The organism is Mycoplasma tracheobuteonis (assembly GCF_054456995.1).
In genome coordinates this window covers 61,943-81,553 of sequence record NZ_JBTKTG010000001.1, presented here as the reverse complement: position 1 = coordinate 81,553, position 19,611 = coordinate 61,943, and the positions used below count along the sequence as shown (strand labels likewise).

Below are 19,611 nucleotides of genomic sequence, written 5' to 3'. Positions count from 1 at the left end.
GGAAGGAATATATGAATAAACAAGAGCTAGCAAATCGTATTTGGGCTTCAGCTAATAATATGCGTTCTAAAATAGAGGCTAATGAATACAAAGACTATATTTTAGGTTTCATTTTTTACAAATTTTTATCTGAGCAAATCGAAAAGGAATTACTTGCTAACAGATGAACTAAAGAGGATCTAAAATACTTAATTGATGAAAACTATGATCTTTCAATCGCGGATAATGAAGAAGAATTTAAAAAGCTTCCTCAAGACGTGCAAGATCACATTAAAGACATCAAATGACTACAAGATAAAAAAGGTTACTACATTTCATACAAAAATTTATTTTCAACTTGATTAGAGCTTGGAAATAAATTTGATGTAAGCATGGTTAGAGATGCTTTAGCAGATTTCGAAAGAAGAATTTCACCTTCTCACAAAAAAGTATTTGAAAATATCTTTAGCACTTTACAAACAGGACTTTCTAAACTAGGAGAATCTACACAAAGTCAAACTTCTGCAATTAAAGCATTAATCAACATTATTAAAGATATCCCAATGGATGATAAACAAGACTATGATGTACTTGGATTCATTTATGAATATCTTATTTCAATGTTTGCATCTAATGCAGGTAAAAAAGCTGGTGAATTTTACACACCACATGAAGTTTCTATTTTAATGTCTGAAATTGTATCTCACCACCTACAAGGGAAAGATAAAATTCAAATCTATGACCCTACCTCAGGTTCAGGATCACTTCTTATCACAATAGGAAAAAGTATTTCTAAATACAACAATAAGAATAAAATCAAATACTTTGCTCAAGAGTTAATTGATAAAACTTATAACTTAACACGTATGAACTTAGTCATGAGAGGTATTTCACCAGACAACATTATGACTAGAAATGGTGACACTCTTAAAGAAGATTGACCTTTTTATGAAGATAGACACGAAAATGCTCAACCTGTTTTAGTAGATGCTGTTGTTTCTAACCCACCATACTCACAACCTTGAGATCCAGAAAACAAAGAAAATGATCCTCGTTTTGCTGCATATGGTGTTGCACCTAAATCTAAAGCTGATTATGCTTTCTTACTTCACGATTTATATCACTTAGATAGTGATGGTATTTTAACAATTGTTTTACCTCATGGTGTCTTATTCCGTGGTGGAGAAGAAGAAAAAATAAGAAGAAACTTAATTGAAAACAACAACATTGATGCAATTATCGGGCTTCCAGCTAATATCTTTTATGGAACAGGAATTCCAACAATTGTTATGGTTCTTAAAAAGAAAAGAACAAATGATGATGTGCTAATTATTGATGCTTCTAAATACTTTATTAAAGATGGTAAGAACAACAAACTTCAATCAAGTGATATTAAACGTATTTTAGATACTTACATAAGTAGAGAAGATATTGCAAAATTTGCTAAAAAGGTTTCTCGTCAAGAAATCAGAGATAACGAATATAACTTAAATATCCCTAGATATGTCGACTCAAATCAAGCACCAGAATCTTGAGATATTTATGCAACTATGCTAGGTGGAACTCCTAACAACGAAATTGATGAATTTTCAGACCTATGAACACAATCCCCTACATTAAAAAATGATTTATTCACAGCCAAAAACAATGAATATAGCAATTTTGCTGATGGAGAAATTTCAGATATTTTATTCAAAAACAAGGAAGTAGTTGCATACATAAATAAATTCCACAAATCATTAGATCAATTAGTTGACTATTTAAAAAATCAATTAATCGATAATATGGATAATGTAAATATTCATCTTGAACAAGATAATATTGCTTCAGAAGTAAACAAAATTCTTGATGGTGATAAATTGCTTGATTATTATAAAGCTTACCAATTGCTCGATGATGATTGAAACAACATTTCTAACGATTTAGAAATAATTCAAAGTGAAGGATTTTCATCAGTTACTAAAGTCGTAGACAATATGGTATCTAAGAAATTAAAAGATGGAACTACTGCTGAAATTTCTGATGGTTATGCAGGATACATTCTTCCTTATGATTTAGTAATTAAAAATAAAATGCAAAATGATTTAGCTAAACTACAAGAAGCCACACAAAAACTAGAAAATATTGAAGCTAATGTAGAAGAGCTATTTAATGAATTTACTGAAGAAGATAAAGAAACTTATCCAGAATTATTCAGTGAAGATGGAAGCAAATTCGAAGATAAGGAAGCTAAAAAAGTTTATAAAGCATACTGTCGTTTAATTGAGCAAAACAAACAACCAGACGAAATTGAAAAAAGAGTTGGTCAAATAGTTGAATTAAATGATTCTAAAAAAGAAATTGCTAAAACTAAAAAGCAACTTGAAGCACAAATCCAAGTTGAATGCAAAAATATTATTGAAAACTTAAGTGATCAAGAAGCTAAAGAATTACTTGCAATTAAATGAATTAATCCTTTAATTGATTCTTTAAGAGAATTACCACAAGTAGTTTTAGAAGACTACTGTGATAAATTATCTAAACTTAAAAAGAAATACTCAGAAACACTCTTAGACATTGAAAGCGAAATTATTAAAGCTCAAAATGAATTAGTTTCAATGTTAGATGAACTCGAAGCAAGCGAAAGTGATAAATTAGGTCTTGAAGAGTTCAAAAAACTACTTTTAAGCTAAAAAATATAACCAAACACTAAAAAAATACTGCTAGCTATCACTTATAAAAGGTGATGATATCTTTTATCTTTATAAACATATCTGCGATCTTAATTTGTTCTTCTTTATTAGTTGACACAACAACATTACCCATTAATGCATCCTGATCTGAAATAAGTAAAGTATTTTTGGCTCCTTTTTGTACTAATGGACGTAAATAATTATTTAATTTATGTGTTGGCTCAAAATAAAGTTCAAAATATTTAGATGAATAATCATTTTTCGTATCATAAACTGCATATAAAGTTGAAACAATCCCTATTTTATAGTCATTCGCCTTAATTATTCCGAATGGACATTTAGATAGTGGAGATTTTGTATAAATTAGTTGATTTGTGTTAAAAACACGATAATTCAAAAGAGTTTTACCTGCAAATGATCTGCCTTGAAATTCTATTTGATTAACAACACCATATTCTCAAGAAATAGATAGAACATCATTTTTGCTAAATTCATTTCTTATATTTCTTTCATCATTTATTGTTAGAAAATCATCTAATTTGCACTTTTCCCAAGTGTTACATAAATTTACTTATTTTAACTTTGAAAATAGCCTTGATTTATGCTTTATTTTAAAACACTAACACTTATAAAAGGTGATTATACTGTCCAAAATATTAAACAGTTCACTTATTTTCTTATCTTCATGCTCATCTTTTGGATATGTTATGTCGATGCTTTGCATAACATTATTCATTAATTTTGGATTGCCAACTTTAGAGACGTATTTATATGCTTTATTGTTTAAAATTTCAGCTAAACATCTTGTTGGTTTTAAATTCTTTTCAAGTAGTACACCACAAACATTAGTGCAGTAAAATGGGCCTTTTCTATAATTTACAGTACCTGCATTGGCACCATCTGTAGTTCAAGTTATACAGTCATTATATAAATACTTATTATAGTATCCGAGTAGTCCATTGTTAAGAGTTTGAGATGAGAATACGGGATATATAAAATCTTTACTAATAAATTGTTTTACCATCGTTGTAGGCAATACATAACCACGAGTAATGTTAAATAAATTTGATATCTCGCTCTTTTCCCAAGTGTTAGTTATTTTCAGCATTTTTGATTAAAAAAATATTAAAAAAATTTATAAAAAATGAGAAAAAACACTAACACTTATAAAAGGTGATTAGATTGTCTAAATAATTAAATATTGAGCCTAATTTTTGTTCTTCTAGTTGCGATGTTGTAAAAATATTCAGTTTTTTGATATCTTCTTTATTAATAATCATCGGGAAAGAGTTCTTATTTGTTTTACTACTTAATTCAAACTTGAATCTAGGGCTATACATTTGATATTTTAAAAAATATTGGTTACAATTAATATTTTTTAGTAAAGCTAAAGAAACATAATATGCTACAGGCAAGTCTCTTTGATAAACATTTACTTCGCCTATGGTGCCTATTCTCGTCATAAAGATATCGCCATATTCGGGAAGAATTTTATATTTTGAAAGAAAATCCCTTTTAGAAATATATTTTTGAGATTGAAGTGTTTGAATATTCTCTACAGATATAAATTCAATACCTCTATCAACATATTTTGGAGTTTCATGTATTCCATCATAGATATTACATATCTTGCTTAAATCTTGCTTTTCCCAAGAGTTAGTCAAAATCAAAGGATAAAGAGCAAAAATAACATAATATTAGATAAAAAATTAATAAAAAGTGTAAATTATTCATCATTTTTAAAATCAAAGGAGTTATATGAATAAAAATGAATTAAAACCATCCATAAGATTCAAGGGTTTTACTGACGCTTGGGAAAAGCAACAATTTAATGATATCGTTTATAAATCAGGTGAGAGAAATGTACATTCTTTTCCTTTAGAAAGTTACTCTGTTTCTAATAAAGATGGTTTCATAAGTCAAAAAGAACAATTTAAGTATGGTGGAATAGTTACTATAGCTGACAAAAGTAAATCATTAATAATCACTCCACAGACTTTTGCATATAACCCAGCTAGATTAGATGTCGGATCAATTGGATACTGAAATGGCTCTGTTTCGGTACTAATTAGTCCAATGTATGAAGTTTTTAAGGTTTATCAAGATGTTGTTGATGCATATTTCTTATGATATTGATTAAAATCTGATTTATTTAATAGAATCGTTAATTTAAACCAAGAAGGTGGAGTTAGAACTTGTTTTAAATTCCCTACTTTATTAGAAAAATATATTTTAATTCCTAAAGACTTGGAAGAGCAAAATAAAGTATCTAATTTGATAATGCTCATAGATTCATTGCTCACCTTTTATAAGCGTAAGTCTGAAAAGCTTGAAAATCTTAAAAAATCACTATTAGAAAAGATGTTTGTAAGTGATGGTGAACAATTTCCTGCAATAAGATTCAAAGGATTTACTAACGCTTGGGAAAAGCGATTGGTTAAAAATGTAGCAGATACAGCAACTGGCTTAAGCAACACTCAAGATAATAGTGCAACAGGTATTTATCCATTTTTTATAAGATCTGAAACTCCTCTAAAAAGTAATAGATTTATATTTGATGAAGAAGCTGTAATAACCATTGGTGATGGTAATATAGGTCGTGTATTTCATTATATAAATGGCAAGTATGATTTACACCAAAGATGCTATAAAATAGCTAATTTTAAAGAAATTTCGGGTAAATATTTTTATTGAGTGTTTTCTACATTCTTTTATGAAAGAGTTATTAAAATGTCTGCAAAAGCAACAGTAGATTCAGTCAGACTAAATATGATAACAGATATGGAAATTAAAGTTCCTCATAATATTCTAGAGCAGAAATCAATATCTATATTTTTTGATCAAATAACTAATCTAATCACCTTTTATAAGCGTAAGTGTGACAAGCTTGAAAATATTAAAAAATCACTATTAGAAAAGATGTTTTGTTAATAAGGAGGAAATATGGCTTTTAATGAAGAATCAAAATTTGAAGAAGCCCTTATTAAGCAATTAAAAAATAGAAGTTGAGGTGAAGTGCTTAACCATCCAAACGAAGAACAATTAATTGATAATTGAGCAAAGATCATCTTTAACAACAACAGAGAAAAGAACAGATTAGGTGATTATCCCTTAACCAAAGGTGAAAAAGATCAATTACTTGATAAGATAAGAGAATTAAAATCCCCTTATGAACTTAATGAGTTTATTACGGGTATAACAACTTCAATTAAACGTGATAATAAAGATGACATTGAAAACTATGGTAAAGAAGTTTCTCTTTTTATCTTTGATGCTAAAGAAATTTCTGGTGGTAAAAGCGTTTATCAAATAGCTCAACAACCTATGCTTAAAAATAACCATCGTAATAACCGTGGTGACTTAATGTTATTAATTAATGGGCTTCCTTTAGTTCATATCGAACTCAAAAAAACAGGTGTTCCAATTAATGATGCTATTAATCAAATTAAGCTTTATTATACAGAAGGAAGCTTTAGTCATAACTTCTTTTCATTAATACAAATTTTTGTTGCTATGAATCCTGAAGAAATGGTTTATTTCGCTAATCCAGGTAGCGCTGAGAACTTTAAACCTGAATATAGATTTCATTGAGCAGATGAAAAACATAACCAAATAGATGATTGACAAGATGTTGCTTCTTCTTTCTTATCTATCCCTAGACTTCATGAATTAGTAGGAAGATACTCAGTAGCAGATGCGACAGATCACACCTTAAAAATCTTAAGAAGCTATCAATATCATGCAGTAAATAAAATATATGATACAGTGTTTGAAATCGATAATAAGAAGTATTGAGGCACAAACGCTGCTAAAGGTGGTTATATCTGACATACAACAGGTTCAGGTAAGACTATGACTTCATTTAAAGCTGCTAAGCTAATAGCTGATTCAGGATATGCCGATCGTGTAGTCTTTTTAGTAGATAGAATTGAGCTTGCTAACCAATCATATGAACAATATAGTAATTTTACTTTTGATGATGATATCGTAGGAACAAGCAGTACTTATGATTTAATCAAAAAGCTTACTAAAGGTGAAAAACCTTTAATAATCACTTCTATTCAAAAGATGAACAAATTAGCTACCGATGAAAACATTAAAGATTCTGACCTTTCAATTATCGATAAACAAAGAATTGTGTTCATTGTCGATGAATGTCATCGTTCAACTTTTGGAGATATGTTTAATAACATTAAGAAATTATTTAACAAATCAGTTTTCTTTGGTTTTACAGGTACACCTATTTTTGAAGAAAATAGTAAAAAAGAAAACACCACTACTGATGTTTTCGGAAATGAGCTACATCGCTATTCAATATATGAAGGACTTAAAGATAAGAATGTTCTTCCTTTTGATACTTATGCAATAAAAATATTCAACGATAGAGAAATGCGAACTAAAGTTGCTTTAAAACAAGCTAACTATAAATCTATTGAAGAAGCAAGTCAAGATGCAGATTCAAAATCAGATAATAGCCAAGTTTATGATTATTGAATGTTTAAGGCTCCTATGTTAGGTTACACAACTCCTACTGGTGAAAGAGTTAAAGGAATAGAAGATTGCATTCCAAATAGTCAATATAGAAAAGAAGAATATCAAAATAAAGTTGTTGATGCAATATTAAATGACTTCTATATTACCAGTGTAGAACGAACATACCACGGAATATTTGCAACTAGCTCCATTCCTGAAGCAATTACTTACTATAGAAAATTCAAGCAAGCTATAGCTAATACGAGCGATCCTAATAAGAAACTTAAAATCACAATATTATTCGATCCTTCTATTGATAATGCAGGTGACACAGACAAGAATTTTGAAAAAGAACTTGCAAAAGAAGAAATCATTGCAGACTACAACAAAATGTTTGATAAAACTATTGATGTACAAGACTGAGCTGACTTCAAAAAAGATGTCGCAATTAGACTAGCTCACAAATTTAAACCTCTTATCAAAGAAGGAAAAACCAATAAAGACTACTACTTAGACCTATTAATCGTAGTTGATCAAATGCTAACAGGATATGATTCTAAATTTGTTAACACACTTTTCTTAGATAAGGTTTTAGATTATGAAAATCTTGTACAAGCATTTTCTAGAACAAATCGTATACATGACGCTAAAAAAACACATGGAGTAATCAAATACTTCCGTCGTCCTCACTTGATGGCTAAAAATATTGAAATTGCCTTCGATAACTACTCAGGAAATCGAAGAGAAGGTATTTTCGTTGATAAATTGCCCGACAATATGAATAGCATCAATGATATTTATAAACAAATCTCTAACTTATTTTTCGCTAATGATATTAAGGATTTTGCTAAAGTTCCTGAAAGCACACCACAAGCTAATAAATTTGCTTCTTTATTTGCTCAACTTAATAGAAAAATTCAATCAGCTAAAGTTCAAGGGTATGAATTTAAAGATTACGAACACGATGGAAAAATCACTAGAAATCTTTTAGATTATAAAACCTATTTAACCCTTGAACGTAGATACTGTGATCTACAAGACACAGCTCAAAAATCTTTAATAAGTGTCGGACAATCTAATTATGAATTAACTACATATATTAATGAGCAAAATTCTCTTAAAATTGATGTTGATTATATTCAAGATAACTTTAATAAATTAATCCAATCTTACTCAAGTAATAATCCTGATTTAGAAGAAAGAAAGAAGCTAATAGATGCACTTCAAAATTCATTCGTTCTTTTAAACCAACAAGAACAAAAATATGCTATTCACCTACTACATGGCCTTGATAGTGGTTCAATAGTGATTCAAAAAGATAAAAGCTTTAGAGATTATTTAAATGAGTTCTTGATCTCTGACAAAGATAAAGCTATTATGGACTTTTGCAATAATTTTGGTATTACTCAAATTGATAAATTTAAAGATTTGCTTGAAGAAGCCTCAAGCCTCAATAATTTTAATGAGTATGGTATAAAAGACGATATTGATAAACTAATAGATCAAGACAAAGCTTGAGAATATATCCAAATGAAATATCCTAATTCAGGTAGTAGAAATTTTTCAAGAAATCGTGATGAAGAAGTTAATAATTTCATTAAGCATAATAAATAATCAAAACTCAATCAACTCGGTTGAGTTTTAATATAATTATCGGCATTACACTTCCATAAAAATTTTAAAAGGAAGTTACAATGAAAAAAACATTATTATCAGATTATTACTTACAATGAATACAAATTTACAAAGAAGGTGCAATTAGAAGTGTTACCTTGAAAAAATATTATTTAGCTTTAAGCTGAATTAAAAAATTAGCACCCGATCTTTATATCAACGATTTAAATAGATTACTATATCAACAATTGCTTAATGATTTTGCCTTAAGTCATGAAAAACAAACTACAATGGATTTCCATCGTTTACTTAAACCAGCCATTCAAGATGCTTTAGATGAAGGTTTTATAGAAAAAGATCCTTGTAGAAAGGTTATTATTAAGGGAAAAAATCCAAGAACAAAAAAAGCTAAATATCTTAATCAATTTGAACTACATAGTTTACTTAAAGTGCTTAAATTAGGCGCTAAACCTAATACAGATTGATTAATTTTGCTTATTGCTAAAACTGGAATGAGATTTTCTGAAGCAATCGCTTTAACCCCTCAAGATTTTGACTTTAACAAACAAATAGTAGTAGTTAATAAAACTTGAGACTATAAGGAAGCAAGAGATTTTCAACCAACGAAAAACAGCTCATCAATCCGTAAAATTCAAATTGATTGAATGATTTCGACTCAATTTAGTGCACTGACAAAAGATTTGCCTTTAGATAAACCTATTTTTATTAACAATAATATCTATAATTCAACAATTAATGATGCTTTAGAAAGAAGATGTAAGAAAGCCAACGTACCCGTTATCAGTGTACATGGGCTAAGGCATACTCATGCTTCTGTCTTACTGTATGCAGGAGTTTCAATAGCCTCAGTTGCTCAAAGGCTTGGTCACTCTAATATGTCTACTACTCAAAAAGTCTACTTACACATTATTAATGAATTAGAAAATAGAGATATAGATTTAGTTATGAAATCGCTATCATCTTTAAGCTAATAAGCCTATGCCGCAGGCAAAAAAATAACACCATCATTTATTTGGTGGTGTTTTTCAACATATGGTAATCTATATTATGAAAATGTAAAAATCGACAATAATAATTGTCGATAAACATTTAATTAAGATGATAAACAATTATATAATTAAGTATCATCTTTTTTTAGAATATTATTTATTAGTCAATGCTTGGAACTGTAGGAAGTCCATTTTCTTTAGCTAATCTGTTGTATTCTTTTACATATTCCTTTTTCTCATCATTTGAAAGTTCTACAACTTGTTTCTGAATGTCGGCAATTTCTTTTAATATTTCAGCTGCTTGTTCAGGTTCTGTAATGGTACGAGCTTTTACTGCTAAATCAACAGCTTTTTGTGCCAATGTTTTACCACTTGCACTTTTATTACATGAAATAGCAACTAAAGGTAATGCAGCTGTTGTAACAACTGGTGCTGCTACTAATAATCATTTTTTAAAATTCATTTTTATTCTCCATTATTTGATTAATAAAATTAATTTGTGTATGAGGAAATTTCCTCAATAATAATTTTATATATATATATATATATGCAAAGGGTTTTGGTAAAATTTTTGTCTCTATTTTTTAGAAGCATAACACAAATAAATAAAAATATTCATTTTTTAAAATGAAAAAATGTGAATAAAAAGGAACTTTTTGCACAATCTCTAGGAAAAAATTTATTTGTTAAAAACCAATCTTAAAGATATAAGGCAAAAGGAAGTGATAAAATTTAATTTAGGAGGTAAATATGGATATGCAATATGAACCAAATGTAAATCCACTTAAGAAATTCGGAAGAAATTTAACTGATTTAGCTAAAGAAAATAAACTAGAGCCCGTTATTGGCCGTGATGAAGAAATCAGAAGAATGATCCGTATTCTAAGTAGGAAAACTAAGAATAATCCTGTATTAGTCGGTGAACCTGGTGTTGGTAAAACAGCTATTGTCGAAGGATTAGCAATTAAAATTTTAGAAGGTCAAATACCTGAAAATTTAAAAAATGCTGAAGTTATTGAATTAGATTTAGCTTCTTTAATCGCAGGTGCTTCATATCAAGGTGAATTTGAAAAACGCCTCAAGGAAGTACTAAAAGCAGTTGAAGAATCTAAAAATGAAATAATTTTATTCATTGATGAAATTCATATGTTAATTGGAGCCGGTAAAGCTGGATCTAATTCTGGTATGGATGCAGCTAACATTATCAAGCCTCTGATGGCTAGAGGTGCCTTGCATCTAATTGGAGCTACTACTTATGATGAATATCGTAAGTATATTGAAACTGATGCAGCTTTAGAACGTAGAATGCAAAGAATTGATGTAAATGAGCCAAGTGTGCAAGACACCATTACTATTCTACGTGGTATTAAAGGAAGATTAGAACAATACCATAAAGTTAAAATTGATGATAATGCCTTAATCGCAGCTGCAAACTTATCAAATCGTTATATAACAGATAGATTCTTACCTGATAAAGCAATTGATTTAGTTGATGAAGCAGCTGCTACAATTAAGACTGAAATGAACTTTAAACCCGAAAGTTTAGAAATAGCTCAACAAAAGAGAATAACACTTGAAGTTGAAAAAGCAGCTCTACTTTCTTCTCATAAAAAAGATGATCCTGTTATTTTAGAACTTAATGAAAAAATAGCAAAACTCACCGAAAAAATCGAAAAATTATCAAAACAATGAAACGATGAAAAAGCTCATTTAAACGATATTTCTATACTGCAAAACGAAATTTCAAATCTTAAATTCAAAATGAACAATGCTCAAAACGATGGTAATTATGAACTAGCTTCACGTATTAAATATAGTGAATTGCCTACTAAGCAAACTAAACTAGAAGAATTGCTTAAGGCAACAAGAGGAAAAGATAGTTTAATTAAGGATATTGTTACAAAAGAAGAAATAGCTCAAATTATTTCTAAATGAACTAAAATACCTGTTAACAAGTTACTTGAAACAGAAAAAACTAAACTTATTAATATGGAAAGTAATCTAAATAAAGTCCTTATAGGTCAAGAAGAAGCAGTTAAACTTGTTTCTCAAGCCATCTTAAGAACTAAAGCAAATATTAACGATCCAAATAAACCACTAGCAAGCTTCTTATTCCTTGGTCCTACAGGAGTAGGTAAAACAGAATTAGCAAGAAAACTAGCTTACGAACTATTTGATAGCGAAAAGCAAATGATTCGTCTAGATATGTCTGAATACATGGAAAAACACTCAGTTTCTAAAATTATTGGTGCTCCTCCTGGATATGTTGGATTCAATGAATCAGGAACTTTAGCTGAAAAAATTAGAAAAAATCCATATACCATTTTATTACTGGATGAAATAGAAAAAGCTCATGCTGATGTGTTAAATGTCTTCTTACAATTACTAGATAATGGTATTATCAACGATTCAAGTGGTAAAATAATCAACTGTCGTAATTTAATTGTTATTATGACTTCAAATCTAGGAGCAAGCGAAATTATTAAAAAGAATGGTGATGTACCTATTAATGAATTAAGAAAAATTCTACTTCAATTTATGAAGCCTGAATTTATCAATAGAATAGATGAAATCGTGCAATTTAAACCATTAAGTACAGAGGCATTAAGAAAAATTATTCGTCTTGAACTTGATAAACTTCACAATCGTATTTACGATAGTAAAATGATTATTATAGACTTTGATGAAAACGTAATTGATAAAATCATTAAGGATGCTTACGATCCTGAATATGGTGCAAGGCCAATTAAAAGATATATACAAAAATACCTTGAAAGTTATATAGCTCTCAAGATTATTGATGGAAGTTTAATACCCGAAACGAAGAATATAATTACAGTAGTAAAAAATGATTTTCAATTGGAAAAATAGTTTTCTAGCATTAAGCAATGAAGATAAATTTAAAGCTCATCTAATTTGGTGAGCTTTTAAATTTATACTTTGTATTTACTAAAAATCCTACAAGATAGACTTATTTACATTTCAAACGCATTATTATGACTTAGATTCATTCTCATTAGTTTGCTTATATGCATATCTTAATTCATTTAGTATAACGAAATCACCATTTCTGTCATAACAATAAAAGAAATCTCATCCATTATGATTTAACTTGTTTAGATATTTAGCACTCATTTTATGGATTGAAAGTAATTCACCTGTTTTAATGTCTTGAACTTTACCTTCTTTAGCAACTTTACACATAGCTATTTTATCTTTAGTGTATAGAACATCTCCAACAGCTATAAATCCTATATCAACAAGCTTATTTAGTGGTACTTTAGGTGGTTTCACTTCTAATTCTAATTGATGAATGGGGTTGTTATCAACTCTTACTTTTGATATTCTTGCACTTGCAGCTTTAATATATTTATCTTCTCTTTCAATACCAATATATCTACGTCCTAGGCGTTTTGCTACTGCACCAGTAGTGCCAGTTCCAAAAAATGGATCTAATATTACATCATTAGGTTTTGTACTTGCTAGTATTATTTTGTAAAGTAATTCTTCAGGCTTTTGTGTAGAATGTACCTTTACACCTTTTTCATCTTTTAGTCTTTCATTTCCGTTACATAAAGCAATATTCCAAACTGATTTTTCTTGCTTGTTTCCGTTTAGGTACTTCATTGTTTTGTAGTTAAATGTGAATTTAGAATTCTTATTTTTACAAGCTCAAATCATTGTTTCATGAGCATTGCAAAATCTAGTTCCTGCAAAATTAGGTACTGGATTGGATTTATATCATATAATGTCGTTAAGAATTCAAAAATCTAAATTTTGAATAAAGTAGCCTATTCTAAAGATGTTTTGGAATGATCCAATTACACAAATAGTTCCATTTTGTTTTAAGATTCTTTTGCATTCTTTAAGTCAAGAAATGGTAAATAGGTCATAATGCTGAAAATCTTCAAATTTATCTCATGCATCTTCAACTCCATTGAATTTTATTCCTTCAACTCTAAATAATTGACCTCTAGTTTGCATAAAATAAGGTGGGTCTGCAAATATAAAATCTATTGAGTTATCTGGTATGGTTTTTAGTACTTCAATAGAATCACCTTTAATAATTGAATCTATATATTTCATAACTTCTCCTATCTATTATTAATGTTTACACAATAATAATATGCTTGAGAATAGCATTTTCCTAGGAAAAGATAATTTTTAATACTTTTTTAATTTCTTGATTTTTAAAAATAAAATGATAAACCCCTCGAATATTCAAGGGGTTTAAAACATTATAAATTGTGATATGGTTCTTTTATTTCTTTTAGAACAAATTTATATTCAGGAAGCATTTTGGTTAGAATTTCATACATATGTCATGCATATACTTGTTCATCTAAGTGTGGTACTTCTAAAATATTGATTTTATTTTGATCAAACACTATTCAATCTGACCATCTAAAATCACTTGAAATAATTAAATCAACTTGATTTGCTAAATCAACAATTTGACCTATATATCCACTACCAGATAATACTGCTACTGTTTTAATAGGTTTATTGTAATCTTCTTTAGCAACATTTGTTCTAAATTCATTTAGTTTTATTTTATCTTTTAATAAGTCTTTTAATTCTAATAATGATTTATCAGCCTTAAACACAGCTGAAAAAGTTTGTGTTTTATCTCATAACATATTATCTTGTAGTCCTAGATACTTCACAATTTGATATGAAGTTCCATAAGGATCACAGTCATAATTTGTGTGCATAGAGTAGGCTGTAATTTGGTGTTTTCTAAGTAAAGCTAAAATCTCACGTTTATATGGAGCTTTTCTATCTTCATCAACTCATCTAGCCTCAAATTTAAAAGGGTGGTGAGTTAAAATTACATTACAATCATTTTTTATCGCTTCTTGCAAGACTTCAAAAGTTAAATCAATTGCTAGTATAGCGCCTTTAAAACGTTTACTTTGCAATGTTTTAACACTATATCCTGATGGATCTCAAATTTCTTTATTTTCATTAGGATACATTGAATTCACGATAGCAATAAAGTCTTTTATTTTTAAACTTTTTTCTTTAGGCATATTAATTCTTTAAATAATCCTTTAAGTTTTTACCATGTTTTACATTACTTTTTAACTTACGTAGAATTTTATTTTCAATTTGTCTAACACGTTCTTTTGAAACTCCACCACGATCAATTGAAAGTTCTTCAAGAGAGTGTACACGGTATCTTTCACCATTTTCATCTACACCAACACCAAAACGTTTACAAATTACCTTCTTATCTTCAGGATCAAGTTCATTAATCATATCTTCAAGAATTTCACTTAATTCTTCGTGTGAGGCATAGTCAACTGGAGAAATAATGTTTTCATCTTTAACAAAATCACTGAATGATGAATCATTTTCTTTTCCAACTTGTTTATCTAGAGAGATTGGATCGATATTAATTTTTCTAATGTATCTAACTTTAGCAGCATCAAAGCCATTTCCGTATTTTTCTGCAATTTCATCATCGCTAGGTTCTCTACCTAATTCTTGTTGTAGTTCACGTTCGATTTTTGAAATCTTGTTAATTGTTTCAACCATATGAACAGGAACACGGATTGTTCTAGCTTGATCAGCTACAGCACGAGTGATTGCTTGACGAATTCATCATGTTGCATATGTAGAGAATTTAAACCCTTTATTTACATCATATTTTTGAACAGCTTTTAAAATACCTGAGTTACCTTCAGAAATAAGATCGATAAATGAAAGACCTCTATTTTTGTATTTTTTAGCATTATTGATAACAAGACGTAAATTTCTTTGAATTAGCTTATCTCTAGCTCTTTTTCCTCTGAATCCACCTTTTTCCATTTGTTCAGCAAGCTTACGTTCTTCTTCAACAGTAAGAAGTTCACCATACTTACCAATTCATCTCATGTATCATTTAACAATATCATTTGTTTCAGTAAGCTTGTTTGATAAGTCAGCTTTTTTCTTAGGTGTTTCATTAAGGTCGATAGCTTCAACATAATCAAATGAAAGTGCATTAAGGTTAATGTCTAAATCATCGTTTTCTTCAAAGAAGACTTCATTTAATTTTTCGTCTTCTTCTTCACTTTCATCTTCGTCTTCTTCTTCATCATCTTCGATTTCTTCGTCTGGGATTTTGTAGTAGTCTTCATCAACTTCATCTTCTTCTACATAATCATCATCAACAAAATCGTCATCTTTATCATCTTCGACAAAATCTAAATCAATTTCATCGCTATTTAATTCCGGCGCATCATCTTCATCATATAAATCAAGATCTTCAGTTGTTTTTGATTTAGATTTTGACTTGCTTTTTGATGTTTTTTTGTCTTGATTAATTTCTTCTAAGAAATCGTCTGCTGAGTAATCACCATCTAAAAATTCTTCTTCATCTTCAGCAATAATGTGATTATCTTTTAGTTCTTCTAAAAAATCATCGAATTCAGCATCATCAATAAATAAGTTTTTAGCTGCTAAAACTTCTAATAATTCGTCTTGAGTGAAATAATCCTTATGCTTGTGTTTTAATTGTTGTTTCAGATAAGTAATCACTGTGTTATAGTCAAATTTATTATCCATACAACCTCCTATTTTTTCTTAAGCGTTAGACGCTTGTGTTTATATTTAATTAGTAGACTTATTTGGTCTTGTATATAAGTTGGAACAGGTATATTTCCTGTCTCTGGGTATAAAAAGTTTTTAAACTTTTCTCATTCAGTAACTTGTTCGCTCAAAATTGGTTGTAATGGTATTGATGAACCATTCTTAATTTGAGCTTGTTGTATATTTTCATCTATGTAATCTTTGATAATAGCATTATTAATTTCTGAATCATTATCAATAGTATTTAACATAGCATTTATTGAGTCCTTGATTTTAGCAAAAATCGCATCAGCATCTTGCTTGTTTTCAAGCTTGATTGTATATTCATATAGTTCTTTAATATTTTCAGGCTTTACAAATAGTAAACCTACATCACTTGTACTTTTTAGCAATTCAAGAATATTTTCATTACTCATAGCCCTAATTAGTAGTCCTAAACGATTTTGATTAGTGAGCAAATTAAGCTTTTCTTGATAGTTTCTAGTATTTTTATAATCTGTAGTGAAATTATTTGGATTATAAATTTCATATACAGGATGACTTTCACTTACTTTTATCTCTAGGGTATAGTTATATTGAGAAAGTAATAAGCTCGCTATATATTTTTGTTGTTCATAGTCTAGTAAATCAATGTAAGACTTAAGTACTAAAATAAATTTAGAAAAGGCTTCATAATCTTTAATTTCATCTACCTTATGTTTTAACTTTAATTTTTCGTAAATAAAGTTAACTGCCGATACTTGAGAATTCTTTATTAAATCCACCAAAGTTTCAGCCCCATAGGTATTTAAGATTTCATCAGCATCCTTAGAATAATTATTTTCAATTAAGGAAACTGCAAAATTATTTTCTAAAAGCAACTTAACTGTACGAAGTGCTGCATCAATACCGGCTGCATCATTATCAAGGAATAAAATTACTTTATTATTTTTGATTAGATTTAAGTGTTCCTTAGTTAAGGCTACACCCATTAGAGCTACCACATTGGTAATTCCGGCTTTATATAATGCAATTGCATCCATAAATCCTTCAACTATAATAACTTCTTTTTTACTTGCAATTGCTTCTTTAGCATTATTAAAGTTATATAGTATTTTAGATTTATTAAATAATTCAGTAGCAGGCGAGTTTACATATTTCGCTACAGGATGGGGCTCAATGGATCTAGCCGAAAACCCTACCAGTTCATTAAATTCATTTCTAATTCCGAATGTAACACGATCTCAGAATAATTCGTGTAAATCATTGTTGATTAATCCTGCCTTTAACATTAAACTTGTATCATATTTTAATGATTTAAGATATTCAAGCGTTTTATTTTTAGGAGCATATCCAATATCAAATTTCTCTCTTAAAGCAATATCATCTAGTCCACGATGTTTGAGGTATTCAAGTGCAGGTTGAGATGTTAAAACTTGAACTTTATAATATGAATTCGTTATAGAAAGTAGATCAATTAGTTCAAGTGTTTCTTGAGAATATGTAGAGATATTTTCATTATTTTTATATGAACTAAAGTCATATGTAATTCCAGCTTGTTGTGCTAGATATTCGATTGCTTGAATAAAATTTCAATTTTTTATCCGTTGTAGAAAACCTACAACATTACCTGACGCTCCACAAGGGAAGCATTTAAAAATTTGTTTTTGTGGAGAAACTGTGAAACTAGGAGTTGAATCTTCGTGAAATGGACATATTCCAACATAGTTATTACCTTTTTTCGTTAGATTAATGAATTCGGAAATCACATCTACTATGTTAGAACTAGTAATTATCTGATTTACTAATTCAGTCGGGATTCTTCTACTTTCCATTTTTTCTCCAAATTTAACTATTTATGAGAAGCTAAAAATTCATTTAGCTTAGAGATTTCAACTCTAACTTGTTCCATTGTGTCTCTGTTTCTTAATGTTACAGAGTTATCTTCAAGTGTATCGTAGTCAACTGTTAAACATCAGTATGTTCCGATTGCATCTTGACGACGATATCTTTTACCAATTGATCCAGCTTCATCATATGTAACTGAAATACCTTGGTCAATTAAGTTAGCATAAATTTCTTTACTTGTTTCAGATAGCTTTTTAACAAGTGGTAAAACAGCTATTTTGTAAGGCGCTAAATCATATGTAAATTTAAGCACTACTCTTGTATCGTTTTCAGCTAATGTTTCTTCACAGTAAGCATCTGAAATAATAGCAAGCATTAAACGATCTAAACCAATACTTGGTTCGATTACATAAGGAATAATCTTTGTATTAGTTTCTGGGTCAAGATAATCTAATGATTCTCCTGTTGCTTTCATGTGTGAAGTTAAATCGTAGTTTGTACGGTTGGCTACGCCAAGAAGTTCACCTCATCCAAATGGGAATTTAAATTCAATATCGCTTGTTGCATCAGAATAGTGAGAAAGTTCTTCTTGCTCGTGAGCTCTGATACGGATGCTTTCTTGTTTGATTCCTAATTTTTGCACAAAGTTATATGCCTTATTGATGTAGTAATCAAATCATTGGCTAGCTTCTTCTGGTTTAGTGAAGAATTCTAGTTCCATTTGTTCAAATTCTCTAGTTCTGAAAATGAAGTTTCCGGGGGTAACTTCATTTCTGAAGCTTTTTCCAACTTGAGCAATACCAAAAGGTAATTTAGCTCTCATTGTTCTTTGTACGTTTTTAAAGTTAACAAATATACCTTGAGCTGTTTCGGGTCTTAAGTAAACTTTTGATTTTGCTCCTTCAATAACCCCTTGTGAAGTTTCAAACATTAAATTAAATTTTTTGATTTCAGATCAATTTGTTTTTTCGCCTTCATACTCTTTGATGTGGTCTTTAACAAATTGAGTCATTTCCTCAAAAGTCATTTTTTCTGGAATTATGCTTTCATCGTATTCTTGAATTAATTTATCAGCTCTGTATCTTTTTCCATTTACTTTGTTTTCAATTAAAGGATCTGAAAAGTTAGATACGTGTCCTGATGTTACTCAAACGTTTGGATTCATTAAAATCTTTGAATCAATTAAGAAATTGTTACCCTCTCTTAAAACAAATTCTTTCTTTCAAGCGTTTGCTATGTTGTCTTTTAATAAAGCACCTAGTGGTCCGTAATCTCAAGTATTAGATAATCCTCCATAGATTTCACTTCCTTGAAATACAAATCCACTATTTTTTAAATGATTAACGATTGTCAGCATGGAGTCTTTGTTATTTAGCATATTGCTATTTTACCACATTATTAAAAAATAATATTTTTTAATAGCACAATTTTTGAAAAATAAAAATATTTTTTAGATTTTT

14 protein-coding genes are annotated in these 19,611 nt (G+C 29.1%); 5 read left to right on the top strand and 9 right to left on the bottom strand.

All coding sequences use genetic code 4. From position 1 onward, the window contains the following. Nucleotides 1-11: 11 nt before the first annotated feature. A complete protein-coding gene (locus ACX1M8_RS00290) occupies nt 12-2,651 on the top strand; it encodes a type I restriction-modification system subunit M (RefSeq protein ID WP_458836548.1) in 2,640 nt (879 codons plus the stop codon). A gap of 34 nt (nt 2,652-2,685) precedes the next feature. Here the strand turns inward: ACX1M8_RS00290 and ACX1M8_RS00285 are convergent, their stop codons facing one another. The 3 genes from ACX1M8_RS00285 to ACX1M8_RS00275 all read right to left on the bottom strand — a co-directional run bounded on the left by ACX1M8_RS00285 (nt 2,686) and on the right by ACX1M8_RS00275 (nt 4,315). After that, on the bottom strand, nt 2,686-3,048 hold the full coding sequence (locus ACX1M8_RS00285) for a hypothetical protein (protein WP_458836547.1): 363 nt from the start codon (nt 3,046-3,048) through the stop codon (nt 2,686-2,688). Between the two features lie 222 nt (nt 3,049-3,270). Next, complete coding sequence (locus ACX1M8_RS00280) at nt 3,271-3,759, bottom strand: restriction endonuclease subunit S (protein ID WP_458836546.1); 489 nt, start codon at nt 3,757-3,759, stop codon at nt 3,271-3,273. Between the two features lie 49 nt (nt 3,760-3,808). After that, nucleotides 3,809-4,315, bottom strand: coding sequence for a restriction endonuclease subunit S domain-containing protein (locus ACX1M8_RS00275; protein WP_458836545.1), 507 nt, complete (start codon nt 4,313-4,315; stop codon nt 3,809-3,811). A 94-nt stretch (nt 4,316-4,409) separates the two neighbouring features. On the opposite strand from ACX1M8_RS00275, the gene ACX1M8_RS00270 reads away from it, so the two are divergent. The 3 genes from ACX1M8_RS00270 (at nt 4,410) to ACX1M8_RS00260 (ending at nt 9,730) form a co-directional block, all read left to right on the top strand. Next, complete coding sequence (locus ACX1M8_RS00270) at nt 4,410-5,582, top strand: restriction endonuclease subunit S (protein ID WP_458836544.1); 1,173 nt, start codon at nt 4,410-4,412, stop codon at nt 5,580-5,582. Nucleotides 5,583-5,594: 12 nt separating this feature from the next. After that, nucleotides 5,595-8,738: a type I restriction endonuclease subunit R gene (locus ACX1M8_RS00265; RefSeq protein WP_458836543.1), complete on the top strand. Its 3,144-nt coding sequence runs from the start codon at nt 5,595-5,597 to the stop codon at nt 8,736-8,738. Nucleotides 8,739-8,818: 80 nt separating this feature from the next. Continuing rightward, nucleotides 8,819-9,730 carry a site-specific integrase gene (locus tag ACX1M8_RS00260; RefSeq protein WP_458836542.1) on the top strand — a complete coding sequence of 304 codons (912 nt, stop codon included), beginning with the start codon at nt 8,819-8,821 and terminating at the stop codon, nt 9,728-9,730. Between the two features lie 178 nt (nt 9,731-9,908). Here the strand turns inward: ACX1M8_RS00260 and ACX1M8_RS00255 are convergent, their stop codons facing one another. Then, nucleotides 9,909-10,211: a hypothetical protein gene (locus tag ACX1M8_RS00255; protein WP_458616966.1), complete on the bottom strand. Its 303-nt coding sequence runs from the start codon at nt 10,209-10,211 to the stop codon at nt 9,909-9,911. Nucleotides 10,212-10,498: 287 nt separating this feature from the next. Here ACX1M8_RS00255 and ACX1M8_RS00250 point away from each other — a divergent pair, with 287 nt between their 5' ends. Beyond that, nucleotides 10,499-12,619, top strand: a complete 2,121-nt coding sequence (locus tag ACX1M8_RS00250; RefSeq protein ID WP_458836541.1) for an ATP-dependent Clp protease ATP-binding subunit — start codon at nt 10,499-10,501, stop codon at nt 12,617-12,619. Nucleotides 12,620-12,742: 123 nt separating this feature from the next. Here ACX1M8_RS00250 and ACX1M8_RS00245 read toward each other — a convergent pair whose 3' ends face one another. The 5 genes from ACX1M8_RS00245 to ACX1M8_RS00225 all read right to left on the bottom strand — a co-directional run bounded on the left by ACX1M8_RS00245 (nt 12,743) and on the right by ACX1M8_RS00225 (nt 19,529). After that, the gene (locus ACX1M8_RS00245) at nt 12,743-13,834 is read right to left on the bottom strand and encodes a DNA-methyltransferase (protein ID WP_458835898.1); all 1,092 of its coding nucleotides are present in this window, start codon (nt 13,832-13,834) and stop codon (nt 12,743-12,745) included. Nucleotides 13,835-13,986: 152 nt separating this feature from the next. Continuing rightward, nucleotides 13,987-14,781: a Nif3-like dinuclear metal center hexameric protein gene (locus tag ACX1M8_RS00240; protein ID WP_458616181.1), complete on the bottom strand. Its 795-nt coding sequence runs from the start codon at nt 14,779-14,781 to the stop codon at nt 13,987-13,989. Nucleotide 14,782: 1 nt separating this feature from the next. Further along, complete coding sequence (locus ACX1M8_RS00235) at nt 14,783-16,300, bottom strand: RNA polymerase sigma factor (RefSeq protein WP_458836540.1); 1,518 nt, start codon at nt 16,298-16,300, stop codon at nt 14,783-14,785. An 8-nt stretch (nt 16,301-16,308) separates the two neighbouring features. Then, nucleotides 16,309-18,138, bottom strand: a complete 1,830-nt coding sequence (dnaG, locus tag ACX1M8_RS00230) for a DNA primase (RefSeq protein WP_458836539.1) — start codon at nt 18,136-18,138, stop codon at nt 16,309-16,311. A gap of 17 nt (nt 18,139-18,155) precedes the next feature. Next, nucleotides 18,156-19,529, bottom strand: coding sequence for a glycine--tRNA ligase (locus ACX1M8_RS00225; RefSeq protein ID WP_458834981.1), 1,374 nt, complete (start codon nt 19,527-19,529; stop codon nt 18,156-18,158). Between the last annotated feature and the right edge of the window lie 82 nt (nt 19,530-19,611).